This window comes from Prevotella melaninogenica (genome assembly GCF_013267595.1).
GTDB classification, from domain to species: Bacteria; Bacteroidota; Bacteroidia; order Bacteroidales; family Bacteroidaceae; genus Prevotella; species Prevotella melaninogenica_D.
This window is the reverse complement of sequence record NZ_CP054010.1, coordinates 938,773-961,318: the sequence shown is the minus strand read 5'-3', so window position 1 is coordinate 961,318 and position 22,546 is coordinate 938,773. Positions and strand designations below refer to the sequence as shown.

The 22,546-nt window shown below is 41.5% G+C and carries 13 protein-coding genes and 2 pseudogenes; 7 read left to right on the top strand and 8 right to left on the bottom strand.

All coding sequences use genetic code 11. The features are described from left to right. Positions 1-4: 4 nt before the first annotated feature. On the bottom strand, positions 5-538 hold the full coding sequence (locus FIU21_RS03560; RefSeq protein ID WP_004359157.1) for a restriction endonuclease subunit S: 534 nt from the start codon (positions 536-538) through the stop codon (positions 5-7). Positions 539-1,108: 570 nt separating this feature from the next. Between FIU21_RS03560 and FIU21_RS03555 the strand changes: the two genes are divergently transcribed. From FIU21_RS03555 to FIU21_RS03545, 3 genes are all read left to right on the top strand, one after another. Beyond that, positions 1,109-1,594, top strand: a complete 486-nt coding sequence (locus FIU21_RS03555; protein ID WP_004359159.1) for a D-Ala-D-Ala carboxypeptidase family metallohydrolase — start codon at positions 1,109-1,111, stop codon at positions 1,592-1,594. 617 nt (positions 1,595-2,211) lie between these two features. Beyond that, positions 2,212-2,733: an HU family DNA-binding protein gene (locus FIU21_RS03550; RefSeq protein ID WP_004359161.1), complete on the top strand. Its 522-nt coding sequence runs from the start codon at positions 2,212-2,214 to the stop codon at positions 2,731-2,733. Between the two features lie 242 nt (positions 2,734-2,975). Further along, positions 2,976-3,068 (top strand): smalltalk protein, encoded by a 93-nt coding sequence (locus FIU21_RS03545; RefSeq protein ID WP_152031158.1) that lies wholly within the window; start codon positions 2,976-2,978, stop codon positions 3,066-3,068. 1,194 nt (positions 3,069-4,262) lie between these two features. On the opposite strand, the gene nhaA is transcribed toward FIU21_RS03545, so the two are convergent. After that, a complete protein-coding gene (gene nhaA, locus FIU21_RS03540; RefSeq protein ID WP_004359163.1) occupies positions 4,263-5,588 on the bottom strand; it encodes a Na+/H+ antiporter NhaA in 1,326 nt (441 codons plus the stop codon). A gap of 387 nt (positions 5,589-5,975) precedes the next feature. Beyond that, the gene (locus FIU21_RS03535) at positions 5,976-8,477 is read right to left on the bottom strand and encodes a YfhO family protein (RefSeq protein ID WP_004359164.1); all 2,502 of its coding nucleotides are present in this window, start codon (positions 8,475-8,477) and stop codon (positions 5,976-5,978) included. 106 nt (positions 8,478-8,583) lie between these two features. Between FIU21_RS03535 and FIU21_RS03530 the strand changes: the two genes are divergently transcribed. The 3 genes from FIU21_RS03530 to FIU21_RS03520 all read left to right on the top strand — a co-directional run bounded on the left by FIU21_RS03530 (position 8,584) and on the right by FIU21_RS03520 (position 13,983). Continuing rightward, positions 8,584-9,336 (top strand): 5'-methylthioadenosine/adenosylhomocysteine nucleosidase, encoded by a 753-nt coding sequence (locus FIU21_RS03530; RefSeq protein WP_050759730.1) that lies wholly within the window; start codon positions 8,584-8,586, stop codon positions 9,334-9,336. Between the two features lie 258 nt (positions 9,337-9,594). Beyond that, entirely contained in the window at positions 9,595-10,089 is a 495-nt protein-coding gene (locus tag FIU21_RS03525) for an S-ribosylhomocysteine lyase (protein ID WP_004359166.1), read from the top strand. A gap of 984 nt (positions 10,090-11,073) precedes the next feature. Then, entirely contained in the window at positions 11,074-13,983 is a 2,910-nt protein-coding gene (locus FIU21_RS03520; RefSeq protein ID WP_036885792.1) for an outer membrane beta-barrel protein, read from the top strand. Between the two features lie 413 nt (positions 13,984-14,396). Here the strand turns inward: FIU21_RS03520 and FIU21_RS03515 are convergent. The 5 genes and pseudogenes from FIU21_RS03515 to FIU21_RS03495 form a co-directional block, all read right to left on the bottom strand. Continuing rightward, positions 14,397-15,390: pseudogene (locus FIU21_RS03515) on the bottom strand (transposase). Between the two features lie 128 nt (positions 15,391-15,518). Further along, positions 15,519-15,750, bottom strand: a pseudogene (locus tag FIU21_RS03510) (RteC domain-containing protein); the annotation flags it as partial. Positions 15,751-15,914: 164 nt separating this feature from the next. Further along, complete coding sequence (locus FIU21_RS03505) at positions 15,915-16,895, bottom strand: helix-turn-helix domain-containing protein (RefSeq protein WP_004359169.1); 981 nt, start codon at positions 16,893-16,895, stop codon at positions 15,915-15,917. Positions 16,896-17,023: 128 nt separating this feature from the next. Further along, entirely contained in the window at positions 17,024-18,205 is a 1,182-nt protein-coding gene (locus FIU21_RS03500) for a DUF4374 domain-containing protein (RefSeq protein ID WP_004359170.1), read from the bottom strand. Positions 18,206-18,223: 18 nt separating this feature from the next. Then, positions 18,224-20,599 (bottom strand): TonB-dependent receptor, encoded by a 2,376-nt coding sequence (locus tag FIU21_RS03495; RefSeq protein ID WP_036885793.1) that lies wholly within the window; start codon positions 20,597-20,599, stop codon positions 18,224-18,226. 199 nt (positions 20,600-20,798) lie between these two features. Between FIU21_RS03495 and FIU21_RS03490 the strand changes: the two genes are divergently transcribed. After that, entirely contained in the window at positions 20,799-22,544 is a 1,746-nt protein-coding gene (locus FIU21_RS03490; protein WP_004359172.1) for an ABC transporter ATP-binding protein, read from the top strand. Positions 22,545-22,546 lie beyond the last annotated feature (2 nt).

Here is a 22,546-nt window from a genome sequence, read left to right as displayed (position 1 = left end):
ATTTTTACATAGCTAATTCTGTTGCTATTATATTGAGAATGGAAAACAGTTCTTCTATTTTGGTAACAATTCGCAGCTGTTCTGATAGGGGAGGAAGGGGAAATCTTATTTCTTCAATTATTCTTCTGGCAACTCTCTGCTGACCAACAACTCCATTAAAAGTACCAATGCATTGCTGTATAAAGGAATCCGACTTGAAGCAGTATAACGCATATTTAGGGTTGATATTTAAACTTCTAAATATATATAGTTCTGTTGTACCTGCACCAATTCCATTAGGTAGTTTTTCCAGAATCATAGATTTCCGATTTTCTAAACAAGGAGAAATCTTTGCTACAGCAATATCACCATCTGCAAAATGAGTAAATCCTGCCTTTATATCATTCCATTTCCTTTTTTCGTATTTGAAGGCTCCACTATATCCATCATCAATATATACCATAGGGACAAAACCTGCATTTATATTGTCTAAAACTTTATTCTTTGGATTAATCGTAAACACCTCTTTAATCTTTGGATTAGACCAAGTCTTTGGCAACTGCTTATAATGTCCGTTATACCTTATGTTTGAGTTTGTAAGAATAGGTTATGCCCATCTATTTTAAGCCTCTTGTTCATCTGTTTGGATAGGGGGTTGAAAAGTCATTACATAAATTTGAGGAGATTACTTAAAATAATGTGGAAAAACACGTGAAAAAAGTAAGGTTGCAAGTAGCGGGAAATCAATTAGTTATGAAGTCGTGCAAGAAAAGGTGCTTAGTTAGGCTTCATAAGGGCGTTAACAAGACCTTAAAAGGGCATCTTTTACAAGCCAATTAGGCATCTTCTCGAAGGGAAAAGAGCATGTATTGTTTTTGAGATGTTCGAAAAGAGTTTACAAATCTGTCTTCCAGTCCACTCGTCCACTAACTTGTGTTCTTCTGTTACCTTGTCTTTTATTAGAAGCAACTCGTCCACTCGTTAACCTTGTTCACTTGTCTACTCACATTACTACATATATCTTCCTTGGAATCGGTTTTTTAGTGTTGTACCTTTGCATCGTCATCAGGAATGAAGGGATGACGAACGGAGTTTTAATGAACCAAATAATCTATAATAATTAATGTGTATGATCAACGATAGTCATTCTAATGAGATAGATTTTGAGGAGCGACTCTCTCCACATTTTACGGTGGGCGAGATGATGCGCTCGGGAAAGGCGGTGAACATGGGTGTTAAGAACGTGCCTGAGGTGAATCCTGCGCTTGGAGAGGCTTCGAGAGAGGAGGTGATAGCGAATCTTCGGGAGCTTTGTAGATGCGTCTTAGAACCGCTTAGACGGCGTGTGGGACGTGTGATAGTTGTGGGAGGTTATCGCTGCGAGGCTGTGAATAGGGCTGTTCATGGGGCTGAACATTCGCAACATTTGCGGGGAGAGGCGGCTGATATTCATGTGACAGGACTGGAAATGTGCCGGAAATATGCGGCAATTCTTGCTCAAACAGACTTCGATCAGATGATTCTTGAACCACAAGATTCGATGATTAAACGGTGGATTCACGTCAGCTATAAGCGAAATGGGAAGAATAGACACCAGATTTTAGGAGCTAAATAGGGGAGAAAAGGCGGTGAAAGATTTCACTTTTTTGTCGCCGAAAGTCTGAGAAATACGTTTTAAGTTTCTGACTGTAAATATTTTAATTATTTACGTGAATATCTTTTCATATTTTTAGTCGTTTATGTTTATGATGAAGTATGTTTTTACGTTTTTGCGTTTTCCAACTTTTACCTTTATATTTTTATACGTTTTTGCGTTATTGTGTTTTTAGTTATTTCTTTGTTTATCTTTTTATTTGTTTACGTGTTCATTTATTTACTTGTTTACTCTTTTACTTATTTTTACACTTTTTTGTCGCAGTATGTCTTTTAGGTCGTTGTCCCTCTCCCTTTTTTTTGTGTGGGGAGGGGGTGGAGACTTGCGAACGATGAGGGCGATGAGGAGTGGGAAGAAGGGTCTTCAGTAATAGGTTTGCCACTTAGTTTTAAGGTAGTATCACACAGAGAGAAGGAGGACACGAAGGAGTAATAAAAATAAAGCGATGTAGGTCACGGAGGCACCGTCGTGCGTGGAGCCACGGAGAGGATTTGCCTCTGTCTTATTAGCGCATTGAGTTAAGATTTCATTTTTTCATTTCAATAATTTCTTTGTTTCACTTTTTAAATTTTCAAGTTATGTCAATCAAATTTCGTATGTATCAGGACAATCGTAAGAACAGCAAGCGCAAGGGTTATTGGTATGCCCGTGCGGTGTCTCCCGACCTTGTTAGTGTTAAGGATCTCGCTCTGCGTATCAGTGAGCGATGCACCGTAACTGAGCCCGACATTTTGGCTGTCATCAGTGCGTTGGTGTTCGAGATGAATCAGGTTCTCAAGGATGGTAACCGTGTGAAGCTCGACGGATTGGGAACTTTCCGCGTAGGTATTCACTCACAGGGTGTTCAGAAGGCGGAAGACTTTAACGCACAGAGAGATATCTACGGTGCGCATGTGCTTTTCTCGCCAACGGTGACTATCGATGCGATGAAGCGTCGTGTGAAGACCCTCATCAGCGGTTTGCGTATTCAGGAGGCTGTGCAGTATGATGCGCCTAAGGCTGCCGAGAAGGCGAAGAACAAGGGCAAGAAGAAGGAGAACAAGCCTTCTGCTGGTCCAGAGCCAGGTGAGGCTACTGCCACTACTGAGGGCCACGCATAGTCGATTGGTTTGAGAGATGAGCGTGGGGGAGTGCCAAGTTTGTGCCTCTCCGCTCTCCGTTTACCCTAAATCGCTTATTAGGAAACAATGTTATTGTAAGAACGTAACCTATTGGCTTCTGATGAGCGAGAGGGGTTTTGTATTCACTTTTAGTTCAAATCGGCTCGGATACAATGCCGCTAACAAGAAGGGACGGCAGTGTAATCTGCTTGCCAATTGGGCTTTTAATTTATTTAGACGTTATGATTAAACCTATTTGGAAGAATATCTTGCATATTCTCGTTACCGTACTCACAGCATTAGCAACCACATTGGGCGTCAGTTCTTGTATGTAAAACTCCTCCCATAAACTCCAGTCTTGGACTTAGACAATCATTGTCAGTCACTTTTTAAGACTTAATTAGATACTCTTATATATTTGAAGTACAGGTGCTTACGCTGAAAATAGGCGACGTATATGTAGGTTACGTGCGACTTCATGGGAGGTTGTCCCCGACAGCGAAGTAGCTTCTGTGCGACAAAAAGGGAGTCTTTTTCCTCATTGTTCGACGGATAGGGAGGAGTGGAGAGACGGATAAGGAGGTTTGTCCCCTTATCTTTCTCTTTTCTTTACAAATATGTAATATTTGTGTTCTTTTCCTTTTGTTTTCATCGTTACTAATTTGTTTGCTACTGTTTTTTGTTTGATTTTCTACCTTTGTAATGTTATGTAAATCAAATGATTGTGGAATAGCGCGACAAATTAGTAACTTTCTTCGGTTGAGGCTGTGTGCTAATCTGCGACAAATAGGTAGATTGCTGAAATAATTAAACTTTACACTTTTTTGTCGCAGGATTATATAAATATATATTCTAATTCAGAATTCATAATTCACAATTCATAATTATGATTACTACTATAATTCACAATTCACAATCCTCTGTTAATTCATAATTCACAATTCATAATTATGATTACCGATGTTAACTGGGATTTATCGCTACAATTAACTTGTAAACTACTAATAAAGCACTACGAATTACACAAATGACACGAATTACATTACAATAAGTTTTAGCGTAATTAGCGAAATTCGTAGTCGTTGAAAGTTCAAAATTCAAGGGATAAAAGCATTAGTGTAATTAGAGAAATTCGTAGTCGATGAAGGTCAATGATAAAGAGTAAATTTGTTTTTGTGTTACGAAGTTGACGAGTTAACAAGTTGGACGAGTTGACGAGTTGCTTGTGATAAAGCTAAATTTGTTCTCATGTTACTTTGTCTCTCTTGGGAGTTGACGAGTTGACGAGTTGGATGAGTTAGCAAGTTGCTTGTTATAAAGTCTAAAAAAAACAGAGCAACAAATTAGCTTGTTACTCTGTTTTTATGTTTCTATAAAAGAAGTCTTACTGTTTATGCCCCTCTTTCTCTTAAATCAGCGGTTACGAGTTTGGAGAATCCTTGGGGAATCTCGGTAATCACTCCCCTCCCTACGGGGGAGGGGCAAGGGGGAGGGGCTGCTTGTTTGCTTGTTTGCTTGTTTTCTTGTTTTTACTTACTTTTCTTATTCAGCAGCACATACCCACCTATTCCGCCTAAGATGGAGGCGAGGAAGATACCCAACTTTGCTTGTGTCATCAATAGCTCGTCGGTGAAGGCGAGGGTAGAGATGAACATTGACATGGTGAAGCCGATAGAGGCAAGCATACCTAAGCCCAGCAGTGTGCGACGAGTGATGGCACTTGGAAGGGTTGCCCAACGCATTTTTACCATTAAGAAAGTTGCTCCGATAATACCAATCGGTTTTCCTAAGAGCAGACCCAATGTCACTCCGAGTGCTACGTGGGTAGAGAAGATGTCAGATAGACTTAAATCCGTGAAGCTGATACCAGCATTGGCAATTGCAAAGATAGGCATGATCAAGAAGGTAACGATAGGTGACATCTTATGTTCAAGCTGTTGCAGCAAGGGAATTGCAATCTCGGTGTCGTGCTGTATATGTGTCAGCACGTCCACCTGTCCCTCCTCCAAGGTTCTCACCTCGTTAGCTTCCTCATGCTCAAAGCGTCTTGTCAGTTTCTTCATACGCTTGAGATAGACCGACTCGTTAATCTTCGCATCGGCTGGAATCATAAAGGCAGCAAGTACGGCAGCAATCGTTGCGTGGATTCCTGACAGCAAGAAGGTTACCCATACACCACCGATACCGAGTGCGGCATAGAAGAATAGGCTCTTGATACCGAGTCTGTTTCCTATAAACATCACTGCAAGAAAGCCCAAACCAAAGAGCAAACTCGCAATAGAGAGTTCGGAAGTGTAGAAGAAGGCGATGACAAGCACAGCCCCAAGGTCGTCTACTATGGCAAGCGTTGTAAGGAAAACCTTTGCCGATACGGGTACTTTATCGCCCAAAAGATATACTACTCCTAAGGCAAAAGCAATGTCAGTTGCCATCGGTATTCCCCATCCCATCGTTTGTGGGGTACCTATGTTCAGACTTAAAAATATTAAGGCAGGTACAATCATACCGCCTATTGCTGCACCGATAGGTAGAATGGTGTTTCTGATGTCAGCCAGTTCGCCACCGATGAATTCTCTTTTCAACTCTAAGCCGACCACAAAGAAGAACATAGCCATTAAGCCATCATTAATCCAATGGTGCAGACTATAATTCAGATAAGGCTCTCCGTTGACGATAAAGCCTACTTCCTGTTCAAAGAAATGGAAGTAGCTCTCAGCAATATTGCTGTTTGCCAATATCATTGCTAAGGTGACACTGAGAATCAGAACGATACCTCCTGACTTCTCCCTACCCATAAACAGCTTTATCGGTAGCATCAAATGCTGGTTTAGCTTCTTTTCAACTCGTTGTCTCATAATTTTCTTCTTATCCTTATTTTACAATATATATAAAAGGTGAAGAACGCTATAAGCCTTATATAATAAAAGTATATAAAGCCTATGCCCTAAACACTCTTCGATTTAAACGGAATACCCTCGTAAGCCAATATACTTGCGAGGGTATTCTGTTTTATTCTTTTTCAACCTTCATCTTTTGTGATGACTTCCCCTTGTCTCCACACTTCACTTCTCGCAATGACCGCAAGTTCAGAAATGATTGGGGGTATCTCGCATTCTACGCCCCTCCCTTTACTTCCCTTCGGTCAGTGACCGTTGGTTGGGGGAGGGGACGGGGGAGGGGCTGGTTGCCTTCGTTACATTTCACCCCCTCCCCCTTCGGGGAGGGATGGGGTGGGGCTTCTTCTACTTCTTCTTCCTCCACTCCATATATCCTGCCCCCGCAATCGCCAAGAGCAAGATAACAATCGCAATATAAGCGATGGTCTCAGTGGTTGAGATACTTGTTGGGTGGAAGTCGAGGACTACGGTGTGCTTACCCGGCTTCACGCTTACAGCACGGAGGATGTAATTCACACGACCGAGTTCTGCAGGCTGACCATCGATAGTGGCTGTCCAACCAGGATAATAGATCTCAGAGAAGACGACAACACCACCATTCTTTGAGTTGACAGTGTACTGCAGGTTGTTAGGCTCATACTTATCGAGCTTCACAGTTGCGGTAGAGTCGTTCACCTTCGCCTGCCCTAAAGTCGCCTCAAACTTCTTATCAGCTACTGCCTCATGGCGCACGTCAATCTTGCCCACCTCAGCATATTCAGCGTTGGCATCGTCGACATAGGTGAGCTTGTTAACAAACCAGCCGTTACCCTGTGCATATGGGTTCTGAATTGGTGCCGTTGTGCCACCCTGCAGCGGAAGAATAAAGTACTTCGTATTCAGCATATTCAGTACAGGGAAGATCTTCACACCGTCAACCGCCTGCATATTACCACCCGCAGCAGCAATCGCCTGCATCGTCTTCTGCATCTCTGGAGCGATGTAAGCATCAATCATCTCCTGATAACGACGGAGCTTAGCAGGGTGATAACCACCGATACTCTTATGGAAGTAAGAAGTCTCGTTCTCGTTGAAAGTGTTAGAAGCAAAGTTCAGCACACGATAGTCAAGACTCTTGTCCTTATTAATCTCAAGGTCGGCTGCTGTTGGCTGCTGTGGCATATCGCGCTCACTCTTTGGTACGAACATCTCGTCATTGAGGTAACGTTTATCCACCTGCCACATATCCACGAGGCAAAGTACCAAAAGACCAGCCACCATATAGTCGGCACGCAGCTTCTTCATTTTGTAAGCGAAGAGCAGCGCAAAGCCGATGAGGATAACGATAACCGAACGCCAAGCGTCAGAGCTGACCATTGCAGCACGCATCGCAGAGACATTCGCGAGGATTGTTCCTGCCGTATTGCCGTCCATGCCCTGAATACTATTAATCATCTGGCGTTCCTGATCGCTGACAAACGGACCCATCATGTCTGGGAATAAAGCCACTAAAAGGGCTACACCCGCTGTCAAACCAAGGCTGATATAAGCATACTTCATCTTCTGTCCTAAGAGTTCGGGCTCGTCAACAAGGCGTTTTAAGGTCAGTGCTGCCAAGAGAGGGATGGTGAACTCGGCGATAACAAGGATACTTGCCACTGTTCGGAACTTCGCATACATCGGGATGTAATCGAGGAAGAAGTTGGTGAAGCCCATGAAGTTATGGCCCCATGAGAGGAGAACGGACAGGATTGTGGCTGCTAAGAGTGCCCACTTCATCGTACCCTTCACCAAGAAAAGACCTAAAATGAAGAGGAAAAGCACGAATGCACCGACGTAAACTGGTCCGCTCGTACCCGGCTGTGTACCGAAATACTGTGGGAAAGCGTCATAGAGCTGTGGAATCATTGACTGTATCTGTGGGTCAACCTTCGACATAGCCGTACTGCTTTGGCTCAATGGAACACTCGCGCCACCCTTTGCATCAGGCACGAGTAAGGTCATCGTCTCATCAATACCATAACTCCACTGAGTGATATAGTCGCGATCAAGACCAGAGCTTGTCTGGTTCGCGCCATCAGCCTTCAGCAACTCACTCTTGCCACGCATACTCTCTTTCTGATACTCCCATGTGTGGTAAAGGCTTGAGAGATTGATTAATATACCAATCAATGCCGCTACAGCCAATACGCCCGAAGCCTTGAGGAAACCCACGAGTTGCTTCTGGCGAACGGCTTGAACGAGATAGCCAATGACCATAAAGAGGACGATAAAGAGATAGTAATATGTCATCTGTACGTGGTTGGCTTTCACCTCAAAGGCGGTGAAGATAGCCGTCACGATGAATCCCGACAAGTAACGTCCTCGATAAGCCAAGACAATACCGGCAATCATTGGTGGAAGATAAGCCAATGCCATTACCTTCCAGAGGTGACCGGCAGCAATGATGATGAGGAAATAGGACGAGAAAGCCCACATGATACTACCCAATGCCGCCAACGACTGTCGGAAGTCAAAGGCTCGCAACAGAATATAAAAGCCTAAGAGATAGACAAAAAGAAACCATACATTGTCGGGCAACCAAAGGTGGTAAGCGTTCATCACCTGCGACAGTCCGTCTGTTGACTGATACGATGGTGACATCTGATAGGTAGGCATACCACCAAAGATGGCGTTTGTCCAGCGTGTTGCCTCACCAGTACGGTTCTGATACTCTGTCATTTCCTGTGCCGAACCGACACCTGCTGAGGCATCGTGGCGATAGAGAATCTTACCCTGAGTGACCGGAACGAAGAAGTAAGCGAACGAGATGACCGCAAACAACACGACTACCAGTACATCGGGTAGAAATCTTTTCCAAGTTTTCATTTTTATTTAATTTTGCTTATGTCGGACAAATGATTAATCTCTGCAAAGTTACAAAAAACTAAGAACTTACAATATCCAACTTGTAACTTTTTCGTACCTTTGCAGTATGAAAATAGGAATCATCGTTGCGATGGACAAAGAGTTCGCGCAACTTAAAGCAATTCTTTCCAACACCGAGACGAAACATTTTAATCATAAAGACTTCGTTACGGGACGGTTGGGAGAGAAGGAAATCATTCTGCAGCAGTGTGGTATCGGTAAGGTAAATTCTGCCATCGGTGCTGTAGAGATGATTAATCATTACCACCCTGACCTTGTTATCTCAAGTGGTTGTGCGGGTGGGGCTGACACTTCATTGGAGGTTACTGATGTGGTGGTGGCAACGGAGTGTGCTTACCACGATGCCTACTGTGGAGATGAGGTGGCTTACGGTCAGATTATCGGTATGCCTGCTCGCTTCAAGGCTCCTACGGAGTTGATTGAAAAGGCGCTGTCGTTGAACAACCTACCTGATTGTAAGGACCTGCATGTCAAGGCAGGACTGACCGTCAGTGGCGAGTGGTTTGTTAACTCACGTGAGAAGATGCAACAGATTATGGACCACTTCCCAGAGGCGACAGCTGTCGACATGGAGAGTTGTTCTATTGCGCAGGTCTGCCACATCTATCAAACTCCCTTCGTCTCCTTCCGTGTCATCAGCGATGTTCCGCTCAAAGACAACAAAGCCAGCCAGTACTACGACTTCTGGGAGCGCATTGCTAATGGCAGCTTTGAGGTGACGAAACAATTTATTAATTTAATTCAGAATTCAGAATTCAGAATTCATAATTATGATTACCGAGGTAGGCAGAGTTTATAGAATAAGTAATTTGTTTACTTGTCCGCTTGATTCTATCACGGAGCTCAAAACAAGCAGATTTCCGTTTAGCTAACAAAACCCACAAAGACCTAAAGACGTGGATAATACTTATGCTGACATCGGTAATTATAATTATGAATTGTGAATTATGAATTACCATAGTAATCATAATTATGAATTGTGAATTATGAATTATAATAGTAATCATAATTATGAATTATGAATTTTGAATTATGAATTAACAACGGATTTTGAATTATGAATTCTGAATTAAGTAAGATTCCTTCCTTTACCATTGACCACGAGCGTTTGCTGCGTGGCATTTATGTGAGTCGTAAGGACGAAGTGGGTGGCGAGACCGTTACCACCTTCGACATCCGTATGAAAGAACCAAATCGTGAGCCAGTGTTGCACGTCGGTGCTATCCACGCTATTGAACACTTGGCTGCCACCTTCCTCCGTAATGATGACGAGTGGAAAGATCGTGTTATCTATTGGGGTCCAATGGGCTGTCTGACTGGTAACTACCTCATCCTTCGTGGCGACCTTGAGTCGAAAGAGATTGTCGACCTCATGCGCCGCACCTTCCAATTCGTTGCCGACTTCGAGGGTGAAATCCCCGGTGCTGCTCCACGCGACTGTGGTAACTACTTGCTCCACGACCTGCCTATGGCGAAGTGGGAGTCACGTAAGTTCCTCACCGAGGTGCTGGACAACATCACCGATGCTAACCTCGTTTATCCGGAAAAGTAGACAAGTGAACGAGTAGACAAGTTAACGAGTAGACGAGTAAACAAGTTGCTTGCGAGGAAGACAAAGTAACATAGTTAACAAGTTAGACGAGTTAACGAGTTCTTGGGATAAAGAGAAAAAAGCAGTGTTAGAGATTTAAAAGGGCGTTAATTCCATGTGAATTAACGCCCTTTTGGCTTGCTAAAGATGCCCTTTTACCTTTGAACTTTGAGGTTTGAACATTGAACTTTATGATATGAACTTGAAACATTGATGTTTGAACATTGAACTTGGAACTTTCGGTGACTACGAATTTCTCTAATTACGCTAATCCTTATTGCTAAATAATTCGTGTCATTCGCGTAATTCGTAGTCATTAAAGGTACATATCATAAAGTTCAATGTTCAAACCTCAAAGTTCAAAGTATAATAGTTCGTTTCATTCGCGTAATTCGTAGTCATTAAAGGTACATATCATAAAGTTCAAAGTTCAAACCTCAAAGTTCAAAGTATAAAAATTCTTGTCATTCGCGTAATTCGTAGTTAACTTAATGATTTGAACTATTAATGACTACGAAACGATGCGGATATAGCAACAATGCGAAAAAAAATAACGATTTTTCTTGTTTAAAAAAAAATATTTTGTATATTCGCAGCGTGTTAATATAAAGAATACGATTGATAGACAAGTTTTAAATTATGAAATACACCTCTTGTAGAGAATATAATTGTAGGCAAACTGATAGAAAAGTTCGGTTTATGCCTGTAAAATCCATTCGGTTCTTTTCATCCAAGAACTCTAATCATTGTTGGGCAGAGTATGGTCAGACAAAAGACGTAGGATATGGCTAAAATGATCTACCTTCTTGATATATCTTAGAAAGAATCTTCTGGATTTACAACCTACAAGCAAGCGTTATTTCCTTACCTAAAAGATAAATTAGAGGAATTTCTATTCCCCCAGACCTCTTGTAAACAATACGAATCAAACATTGAGAATAAAATATGAAAACCTTTTGTACAGCTTTAATTTTGTTATGCCTTACCGTCTGCATATCAGCACAAACCTTAGACAATACGATTACCATTGAAGGTAGAGTGCAAGACTTTGTTACTCATGTAGATGTCCCTGGTTGCTTAGTTGAAGTGCTAAATGCTAATGACAGCTCAGTCGTTGCTTCACAGAAAGCTCTTAAAGAATATCAGAGTGGTGAACAGAGCTGGAAAACATCTGAATATTGGATAACGATTCCACGTAAGGAGGGTGATTATATCCTTCGCGTTACCGAAGATGGTTTTATGCCTACCTACGTAAAGCTCCCACTGCATCATTTTTACAAGCGAGAGATAAGTAGAGAAGTTGCTACTATCTTTCTGAAACGACCGAAAACAGTAGACTTAAAGGAGGTGGTTGTTAAGGCTACAAAGGTGAAGTTCTACCATAAAGGCGACACGATTGTTTATAATGCTGATGCTTTCCAGTTAGGTGAAGGCTCTATGCTCGACGCCCTTATTCGTCAGTTGCCCGGTGCTGAACTAAGCAAGGATGGACGCATATATGTTAATGGAAAGTTTGTTGAGAGTTTGCTTCTCAATGGAAAAGATTTTTTCCGTGGAGATAATACTGTTATGTTTGAGAATCTGCCTACTTATATGGTAAACCAAGTAAAGGTGTATGACCGTCTTGGCGAAAATAGTCGTTTTCTCGGGCAAGAGGTGGCAGGAGACAAGAAATACGTGATGGATGTTCAACTGAAAAAGCAATACAACATTGGATGGGTAGGTAATGTGGAAACTGGTGGAGGGACAAAGGAACGCTACTTGGCTCGTCTATTTGCTATGCGGTTTACTGATCACTCCCGTTTGGCTGTCTATGGAAATATGAACAATCTAAATGACGACCGTAAGCCCGGTGAGAATGACAATTGGTCGCCTTCTGATCTTTTTGGTGGGTTGACACAGCAACAGTTAGGAGGTCTTGACTATAATATAGATGCACGCAGTGGTAAGTATAAACTTAGTGGAAATGCACAGGTTAGGCATGCTGACAACACGATAGTGAATAACACTAATCGTACAAATTTCCTTGCTAACGGAGATACATACGACCGTATTGTAGCTAATAATAGAAATCATAATTTTACGCTCTCCACCGATCATCAGTTCTATTTTGAGTTTAAGAATGCCAACTTGAATATCAAGCCATGTTTTAACTACCAATATTATAACAATAAAAGTGGATATTCTTCGCTGACGCTTAATCGTAGTTTTACGTCTTTCTCAAAGGCGCAGTTGGATAGTTTGTACACACCAATGATAGGTAGGGAGTTGATTCGCACAGCCATTAACAGAAATCTTCGCAATGGATTATCAATTGGACATTCTTTAGAAGGTTCGGTTTCGATGGAGTCGTTAATTAAGTTCAAGCACTCGCCCGACCACGTCACCCTTTATGCTGATGCTTCTTTGAGGCATGCTACTGAGGATAGCTTTGACCGTAACCGCATTGATTATTATACCAACGGTCTGCAAAGTAATACAGACTTCCGCAACCGATATTTCAACAACCGTCCTGACCACGGCTATAGCATGACAGGTAAGGTGACTTACAGCTATTTAGTAAAGCGTGGCTTGTTCTTCGACTTTAGTTATAAATACAATCGGACTACCTCAAACCGATATTCTTCACTCTATCGTCTTGACCAGTTAGCAGATTGGGGAATTAATTCAGAGCACGAGCTTGGAATACTTCCTTCTGTGGAGGCTTATAACAGAGTAATGGATATTCATAATAGTTATGACAGCAGGCAGACTGATAATACCCATACCCTCGGTGCCTTTCTTGTATGGAATAAGAGAACGACGAAGTCGGAGTGGTGGGCACAGCTTGTACCTAATTTATCGCTGCTTTCACGGACGATGCATTATCATAGTGGAAATGTAGATACGACTTTTACGAAACGTTCTATACTTTACAATATGTATAGTACGTTCATCAAATGGCGTAGTACTGATCACAAATATGAATTCATGTTTCAATATCATGTGAACGGGCAAGCGCCAGACATGAACCTGTTTGTAAACATCCTCAATACCACTGATCCATTAAACGTAACAATGGGTAATACCAACTTGAAACCATCCTATAAGCACGAACTTATATCACACTTCCTACGTATATATCCGAAAAAAGGTCTGATGTGGTTAATAGAGGCTCAATATATCCCCACTGTTAACGCTATTGCTATGGGCTATACCTACGACAAGGCTACAGGACAGCGAACATTCAGACCAGACAATGTGAATGGTAATTGGCACGGTCAGCTTGCTTTAGGTGGTGCTGGACCATTGACCAAAAACCGCAAGTTGGATTTTAAAGCTATGGCTGGGTTAAGATATGAGAAGAGTGTCGACCTTATTGGTTTGGCAGGCACGTCTGCATCTAATAGGAGCATAGTAGAATCGTTAAACTATATTGGTGATTTACAGCTGAACTATAGGCTTGGACAATCTTCCATTGGTTTCATTAGTAAAGGAAACTGGGCACATGTCGATGGCACTCGTGAAGACTTTGAGGCATTTAATGTGAGTGATTTCAATTACGGTTTAACAGCACAATTACAGTTGCCATGGGATTTCCGACTTGGGACTGACCTGACAATGTACAGTCGCCGAGGTTATTTAGATAAGTCGATGAATAGCGATGATTTGGTGTGGAACGCTCGTCTGTCACGATCATTCTTCAAAGGACAACTTACCTTATTGCTTGATGGCTTCGACATTCTTGGTCAACTGAATAATGTCACACGGACGATGAATGCACAAGGAATCACAGAAACTTACAGTAATGTTATTCCCCGCTACGTGATGCTACATGCCGTCTATCACTTCAATATTATTCCTAAGAAAAAATGAAAAGTATAAGACCCTTCCGAACTTTGAACTTTGAACTTTGAGTTTTGAACTTTTTTTATCCTTTGAACTTTGAGGTTTGAACATTGAACTTTATGATTTGATACTACGAATTACGCGAATGACACGAATTACATTACAATAAGCATTAGCGTAATTAGCGTAATTCGTAGTCATTAAAGGTTCATATCATAAAGTTTAAAGTTCAAAGTTCAAACCTCAATGTATAAGTTCCTTTGTTACTTTGTCTTCTAATACTCTGTCTCAGTCCCCCCTATCGCTATTAACTCGTTAACTTGTCTACTTGTCCACTCGTTCACTCGTCTACTCAAAAAAAGAGGGTGTGTCAAAATTGATACATCCTCTTTTTATTCTTCCTTTACCTTGTCTACCACATAATTCGTTATTTACTGCAGCTATGCTGCTAATTTCATATAAAATGATTTATTGGGCTTTAAATAACCTATATAAACTTGTATAAAGCATCTGAAGGTGACTAAAAGTAGCTCCATAACGGCTTTTAGTTCCTTGAGATTGGTTTTTCTACACATTTTCCCTATGTTAAGGCAATAGCGAAGAAGGCAAAGTCCATATTGACCTTGTCTTTCCCAAAATGCCTAAACCTCTTGTAAGCTTTATTATATTTTGTTTGTCCAAAAACAGCTTCAGGTTCTATGCACCTTCGTGCTTGATGCTTGATGCCTTCTTCCGAGGTCAGTAGTTCCCGTGCCTTTTGTTTATAGTGCTGTAGTTGGTGGTTTACTTCTATAATTCTGTTCCCTCTTGCCTTAAAACATGAGCCTCTCAAGGGACAACCATCACAGCGTTCTGCCTGATAACGTACGCTGTAAGTAACGAATCCATTAGAGGTTAGGGAACGCTTCATACCTATACGCTTCATATGCTGTCCCATAGGGCAGACGTAGAAATCCTGTTCCTTATTATAATAAAGGCTTGCGGGACTGAATGGGTTAGGTGTGTAGCGTGGACGCTGCTCTTTATGGAAGTAGTTATCAAACCTTTGGCTGCAAGTACTAATACAACTTGTGTGAATATATTGTTGATTTCCTTTTTCACGCGATTACGAAAACGATTGATGGTAATAAAATCAGGCTGCTCATATCCTGCAAGATAGATGAAATGAATGTCACGCTTGAGAAGCGACTCTATACGACGGCAGGAATAGATATTATTCATATAGGCGTAAAGAATCACCTTGAGCATCATTTGTGGATGATAAGGCTTGCGACCACTGGGCTTATAAAGTTTGTAGACATTATCCAACATAAGATTATCCACCAAGGCGTCTAAAAGACGAACAGGGTCATCTTCTGCGATATCCTTATCGATTCTTTGAGGAAAAAGAATCATTTTCTTGTGTATGTAAGAACGAAAGTGTACCTTTGTCATAATGAGATTTTTTGTATGCCTAAAGGTACAAAAACTTTAGGAAATAGCAAAGCCCTGGCTTGAGAAAGTCGGGGCTTTGTGCATAAAAAAGAGGATGTGGACATTTTGACACACCCTCTTTTGATTTACTACTTCTTGAACTTGCCGTCTTTCAGGTCGCTCCCCACCATCCGCTTATAGATTTTTTCACGGAGTTCGTCAAGAAAATAAGTGCGACTGTCATCTTTGCGATGCTTTATATTCATATATACGTTGTAGCAGTTCTTTATCTCCACTCCGAAGATTTCAGAGAGTGTGTGTGCCAATTTCTCCATTACTGATACAATTGCAGGTATCGAGAGCATACAAGAGTTCGACTAAATAATAAACAGAAATACCAAAAGACAATGATAAAATTGTTACTCTGGCAAAAAAATGAAACTTAAATGTCGTTATTTTCATTGCCTGATGTTTTTGCAGGCTAAGTTCGAAAGATTGTTTAGGGCAAAATAACCCTCAAAATGCAAGTAATATTTGTGTAAAACTTATAATGAATCAAGATATTGCTTAGGTTTCATCCTGTGATATTTGCAGAAAGCCTCTGTGAAATGACTGAGGTTAGTATATCCAACTTTATAGCCTACTTCTGACACCGAGTAGAGGCGAGTGGAAAGCAGTCGTTTTGCCCATTTCATCTTTTCGGATAGGGCATATTCTGCGATGGCTTTTCCAATAACCTGCTTGAAGCACTTTTGTAATTTGGAACTGCTCATATTGGCTTCACGCGCCAATTCGGGAATACTCGGTACATTACTGAGACTTTGAAGAATCTGGCGACGAACACGGAATACTGATTCAACATCATTCAAGTTTAGGTTGGCAAGAGATTTTACTTCCGAACGTTTTTCGAGCTTTTCAAGGAACATTGTCAGTAATTCCATAGTTTTTCCATGCAAATGAAGCGTTGAAAAAGGATTGTCGATTTCAGTTATAGACTTAATGTTATCCAAGACCTGTTGCATTGCAGGTGTAATGGTCTCAAACAAATAAAAAGCCTTGTCCGATTGGAGAAGCCGACCGATATAGGTTTCATGTGCTGCATCAATCTTTTCAATCCAATCCTTATTGAAAGTCAGTGTAATATTTTCGTATCGTTTCTTTGGAGGAAAACTCCACTCAGTCGGGATGCTACTTGAAGGCATGAAAATGCCATCGAGCGTGTCCACTCCGACCGTTTTTGTACTTGTTCCAATTATCTGCTCGTGTTTATGCTCATTGATATAGAACATGACAGGAATCCATTTCGAGTTTTCTACCGAGCGACGTATCATAGTTATCGGCTCGTATGCTACGAAACTGATATAAGTCAATGTTAGCCATGGCAGAGGATAATATTGTTTGAAGAATCCACTACCAATAGAAGAAGGAATGGTAAATCCATCGTTTATTACTGATGTGCCAAATTGTTCGGCAACCATTTCCATCCAATCTTCAGGCTTATTGATTGCACAAAATTCTATGGTCATTTTATCATGTCTTTTTGCAAAGTTACAAACAAACACGGATAAAAACTTGAATTATTGCAAGTTTTTATCCGTATTACTCTCAAAAAAAAAGAACCAATAGCTCCATGAGAAATGTTTTTAATGAGAGTTTACTCAAATGCGACTAAACTTGAAGGAACTCCTATGGCAGTAACAATTGGTTTTTGCGAGCATTCGCCTGTCTTGGTATTGTAGGTGTAATACCCCGTACCATTGTTACATATCATTCCAAAGACGATGAAGTCCTTGTAGCGAGTTATAGCAAAAGAGCCATTGCTGTCGGTCATTGGCAAATCAAGTTTTTCGATGGTTTTGTTCCAAATGTCGATTTTCACAGGTTGGAAGTCTTTCTTGAGTATTCCAAATTCTGTATCCGTTACTTTCACGCAACTATACACAATACCATTACCTGCATAGAAAGACTTAATCATATACTGCCCTGTTTTACCTATTCCTTTTATGGTTGTCTTCGATAGGTTGAACAGATAATTGCTATCCCATTTGTCGCTTCCTTTGCGGATACGCAGGAAACCTTCCTTATCGGCAACATTGAAGTTGTTGCCCGCACTGTAAAAGTAGATGTCACCTCGCTCGTCTATGAATGCGTCAGAATGGCGGAACAATCCTACAACACTTGTGCGGTTATCTTTGATAACTTCAGTCTTTTTCGTCTTGAGGTCAATGATAGCTACCTCTGCTCCAGTACCCGGTACGGAGGTATGAGGCGAATTGAGCTGATTGAGGGCAACATACATCTTTCCATCACGGATGACATTACAGCCGGGATCAGGATTGTTGTCTTGAACCGCATAAGACGAGAGGTCAATTTCATCTTCCTTTTGCAATGTTGAAGTATTGATTAACGCAATTTTTCCACGTCCGTGCAAAGCAACGTATGCCCGCTGTTCATCAACGAAGTTAATTTCTCCGGGTTGAGCCATCTGTTCAAATGTCATAGTACCTGCTTTTATCAGTTCTCCATGGGCACCTCTTGTAAACTTATGTATCTTATCCCCGAATTTCCCTTCGGGTACAAGCACTGTATTACCCTTAGCAAAGAGATAGCAACCGAACCCGAATTCAAATGCTTTCTTATTGTCGGTTGCTTGAGGAGTCAAATCACTGAATGTCCCTACATAAGCACTTTTGTCCACATAATGCACAAAGGTGAAATGTTGCTGAACCTCTTGAGGAGTAGGCGTAGGTTCATCATTTTTGTTACAAGATGTCAGCCCTATGAAGCCGACCAGCATAGCAGAAAAAGCTATACGATTGAAAATAGTTGTATTCATCTTTTTATATTTGTTAAATTAGAAAATTCCTTTTGAGAAGACATATCTGAATTTGAGGTGAAGTGTCCGTCCTGCCAATGGTTGGCGGAATTGGTCCCAAACTTCTTTGTTCATTATATTATGGCATTCCAAGGCTACGGAATATTTGCTTTTGTAGGTCAACAATAGCCCTATGTCATTGACGAAACTGCGGGGAATACGTCGTTTCTGTAATTCGGTAAGTTCCCAGAAGTAGAAGAACTCCTCAGTAAATTTGCCGTCCCAGAAAGCCTTGACATACCAATTCTTGAATAATCGGTTGCTGTGATACTCCGCCCCGAAGTTGGCGAACAAATAGGGAATGTTCGGTAGTCGCAATCCTTTTGTCGGATTGGGGGCTTGGGTACCGGGTAAATAGTTCAAGACATCACGCACATCCTGATAAGTTAGATTTCCGTAGGCATAGACCGTTGGCGATATGTCCAATTTTATTTCGGTTTCTATACCTTTAATATGTACCTTTTCTGCGTTTACATATCCGGCTGCCATGTGTTGTTTCATCAGTTTTATCATATCGCTTACCTGCATATAAAAGCTGTTCACTTCAAACTGCAATCGCGATAATCCGAGGACATCATTTTTGTCTATTAAGAACCCCAGATTGAAGTTGTGGCTTTTCTCTGGTCTCAATCCGGCTGCAGGAAAGGTGATGATACCATCACCGAATAGTTCTTGTGAATTGGGAAGGCGTATTGCCCGCTGGTAAGATGCTTTCAAGTGAAAACCTCTGAAGGGCTCGTATTTTATAGCCTCTATCCAGCCTATTTGTGAGGTCGTATTGTTCTTTTTCTTCGGAGCCTCAATCATCTCGTATGAAGTCAAATCTTCTATCTCGGAATGGAGGTGGAAATACTTTGCGGAAAGCATATTCGTCAGTTTCTTATCAAAGAGTTTTGACTCCCAAGTCAACCCCGAAATGAAACTGGTCTTTTTACTGGGAAATCCTCCGATAACAAAACCTGCATGCTGACTTGCAATGTTGTCGCTCGGTTGTCTTCTAGCGTAGTTAATAAGTGTGTTCAGATTCAAACTGTGATTGGCGGACAACTTGTAATCAAAATTGATACGTTCATTGATTTCCAATCCTTTGTCATTCGAGTTGTGAGGAACATCCCCTGTTTCTCCCTGTCCATTCGGACTCGGATATATGTTTCCTTCGAAATCGTGATTAACTCGTGCCGTATCCACAAAATTGTTTGTTGTATGTGAAAGGGAGAAATGGGACTCAAAGTTAAGGCGGTCGTTCAGCATTCCGCTTTTTATCAATTTGTTTTCCAACATAAACATTCCTGATTTGTTTTCGGCATGTTGTATGTTTTTTAAGATACCTTGGATTTCATTGAAACGATTGTAATACCCGAACTCGGTACTAATCTCATCGAGCCAAAGTTTCGTGAAAGCAATTTTTCCCTTCAACATATACGAACGAAAATGGTCGTGGTCACGTCTTACTAACAGATTTTCTCTCTCGGGAACTCTGAAAGAGTAGTCATTCTTTGCAGATGTATAATAACCTCCCGCACCGAGTAGAATGCCACTCTTTGGAAAATTCTTGCGAGAGAAGACACTTCCTTTGTGTGTTTGGTAAGATCCGAATTCATACGAGGCATCTAAATAATCCGTACTAAACTCTTTAGTAACGATATTGACGGCTCCCCCCAATCCATCACATCCGAAACGGGCGGGTATGATACTCTTATAGACTTCTATTCTTTCTATAATGTCTATCGGAATTTCATCAAGAGAAAAAGCCCCGTCAGAAGTACTCATTGGTATTCCGTCCCATAAGATTTGAATGCGGTTTCCTTCCAATCCATGAACAATAATTCTCGAACTGCTCCCCAAGCCACCGGTCTGTCCGACTTTCAAACCTATGGTTTTATTCAAAACGGTTTCTAACGAAATAGATCTGCCTTGAAGTTCTTTCGCATTTATTACAGAAACTGCTTCAGGCGACTCTCTGAGTATTTGTGCTCTTGTTTTTCCTACTACGACTACATCTGCCAGCTCTGTTGATTCCGGGAGTAGTCTTATGGTATAACGCTTCCCATTTGCAGTAATCGTATCGGTAATGGTCTGATAACCGACATAACTTACCATAAGCATAAGTTTTTGATTACTTGATGCACTTAGTTTTGCAATACCTTTCCTGTTTGTAGTCGTACTATTCGTGTACGTTGGAGCATTCAAACCTTTCCATTGTACGGTGGCAAATTCTATACTGTTCCCATTTTCTGCATCAATAACTTTTATTTCTGTTGGTTGCAGTTGTGCAAACATAGGAAAAGACCACAACGATAGAAAGCCGACAATGAGCATTCTTTTGTATAAATGGACTATTGAGCTGATTGACATATCATATTTGTTTGTGAGATTCTGTGCAAAGATACTTACCTGCCAAGCAAATAAATAACCCTATTATCCACGCTTATACCCCTATTGTGTTTATATGCGAGCAAATTGTTGTTTTGGGGCAGTATAATGCTTATCGGGGTTATTTTATCCCTGTTTGTTGCCGTACTTTTGCAGCAGAAAAGATCAAAACGACACATATATGGATAAACAAAAAGTCAGACCCCTTGATGAGGAACGGGAGAGCCGTAGCCTGCTCTCCAATGCTGTGGTTATATTGCACCTTATTTTAGGCACACTCCCTATACTGCTTGTAGTGTGGGCTGTGGACAAGTTGATAAATGGCACGCTCCCTCCCATAATAGTTTGGGGTATTGGAGGAATAATGATACTATTCGCAATGCTTCGAGGCGTATTCTATGGAACCTCGATTTGGCGCGCACACCGGTCGGCTTACAATGCCCTTACACGATTGAGGTTGCGTATCATAAGTCATTTGCAACGCTTGCCGCTCGGTTTCTTTCAAGAACGGAAAGTTGGCGACTTGGTGAATATTATTAACCACGATGTGGAACAAATTGAAATTTATTTAGCACATGGATTACCCGAAATCCTTTCGGCTACGCTTTTTCCAGTCTTACTCTGGGTAATCATTATGGTGTTAGACTGGCGTTTGGGGCTGTCGCTCATTTCTCTTTTGCCTGTGGCATTTCTTCTGCAAATGGCTGTCAAAACACTTTGGGGAAAGAGCTTTCAACACTTTATGGAAAGTACGCAAAAAATGTCGGAAGACCTTTTGGAATATGTGGCTACCATATCGGTAATCAAAGTCTTCAGTAACGAGGAAAACAGAACGGAACAGGTACTTGGTGGTATGCGCGACTACATCCGTTGGGTAAAGCGGAGCATGTTTAGCGTTACCGTTCCCATGACATTGATAACGATGTTCTTGGAAGGTGGTATCGTGGTAATGACTCTTATTGGACTATGGATGATGAGTTCGGGCGAATTAACTGTAGCTCGTTTTATCCTTGCCTTGATATTGGGCGGATTGTTCTCGTCCTCCTTTGCTAAGTTGGCTACATTCCAACATTTCCGAATCATCTATGGTCAGTCGTTGGCAAAAGTACAGTCCATTACAGAGGTACAGACAAAGGAAACAGCGGACAAGAAAACAGATACGACACAGACGGATGTTTGTTTCGAGCATGTTACATTCTCCTATCCAAACAAGAAAGACAATGCGCTGAAAGATGTATGTCTTCAATTTCCGAGAGGAAGCCATACTGCTATCGTCGGCGAGTCAGGGTCGGGAAAAACCACGCTGGCAAGTTTGATGATGGGGTTCTGGCACCCCCAAACAGGGACTATCCGACTGGGAGGAGAGAATATTATGGAATTCTCCGAACGTAATATCGCTGATTATTTTTCGATGGTACAGCAGGAGGTTTTTCTCTTTAACACAAGTATTCGGGACAATATTTGTATTGGAAGACCTACCGCCACACAAAAGGAAGTGGAAATGGCAGCAGAGCGTGCCCGTATTCATGATTTTATCATGGGCTTGCCGAATGGTTATGATACGCTGGCAGGCGAAGCCGGCATAAAATTCTCTGGCGGAGAAAAACAGCGTATTTCCATTGCTCGAATGTTGCTCAAAGACTCTCCAATAATTATTCTCGATGAAGCCACTGCCGCATTGGACGGAGAGAATGAGAAACTAATCCAAGAAGCTCTTGATGAATTGCAGCGCAACAAGACCGTCATTACCATTGCTCACCGTCTCAATACTATTCAGGATATGGAGCGTATTGTTGTGATGGACAAAGGGCAGGTTGTGTCAAAAGGAACACACCAAGAACTGATGAAAGACTGTTCTCTGTACCGCAATATGACGGAAACGCAAGAGCAAGTAAGTAAATGGCAATTAAAAGAAGAGGAGGAATAAGA

Bases quoted from the DNA above. Each gene is read 5' to 3' on its own strand.
- FIU21_RS03555 (WP_004359159.1), top strand. From the start codon at position 1,109: ATGATCAACGATAGTCATTCTAATGAGATAGATTTTGAGGAGCGACTC.
- FIU21_RS03550 (WP_004359161.1), top strand. From the start codon at position 2,212: ATGTCAATCAAATTTCGTATGTATCAGGACAATCGTAAGAACAGCAAG.
- FIU21_RS03545 (WP_152031158.1), top strand. From the start codon at position 2,976: ATGATTAAACCTATTTGGAAGAATATCTTGCATATTCTCGTTACCGTA.
- nhaA (WP_004359163.1), bottom strand. From the start codon at position 5,588: ATGAGACAACGAGTTGAAAAGAAGCTAAACCAGCATTTGATGCTACCG.
- FIU21_RS03535 (WP_004359164.1), bottom strand. From the start codon at position 8,477: ATGAAAACTTGGAAAAGATTTCTACCCGATGTACTGGTAGTCGTGTTG.
- FIU21_RS03530 (WP_050759730.1), top strand. From the start codon at position 8,584: ATGAAAATAGGAATCATCGTTGCGATGGACAAAGAGTTCGCGCAACTT.
- FIU21_RS03525 (WP_004359166.1), top strand. From the start codon at position 9,595: ATGAATTCTGAATTAAGTAAGATTCCTTCCTTTACCATTGACCACGAG.
- FIU21_RS03520 (WP_036885792.1), top strand. From the start codon at position 11,074: ATGAAAACCTTTTGTACAGCTTTAATTTTGTTATGCCTTACCGTCTGC.
- FIU21_RS03505 (WP_004359169.1), bottom strand. From the start codon at position 16,895: ATGACCATAGAATTTTGTGCAATCAATAAGCCTGAAGATTGGATGGAA.
- FIU21_RS03500 (WP_004359170.1), bottom strand. From the start codon at position 18,205: ATGAATACAACTATTTTCAATCGTATAGCTTTTTCTGCTATGCTGGTC.
- FIU21_RS03495 (WP_036885793.1), bottom strand. From the start codon at position 20,599: ATGTCAATCAGCTCAATAGTCCATTTATACAAAAGAATGCTCATTGTC.
- FIU21_RS03490 (WP_004359172.1), top strand. From the start codon at position 20,799: ATGGATAAACAAAAAGTCAGACCCCTTGATGAGGAACGGGAGAGCCGT.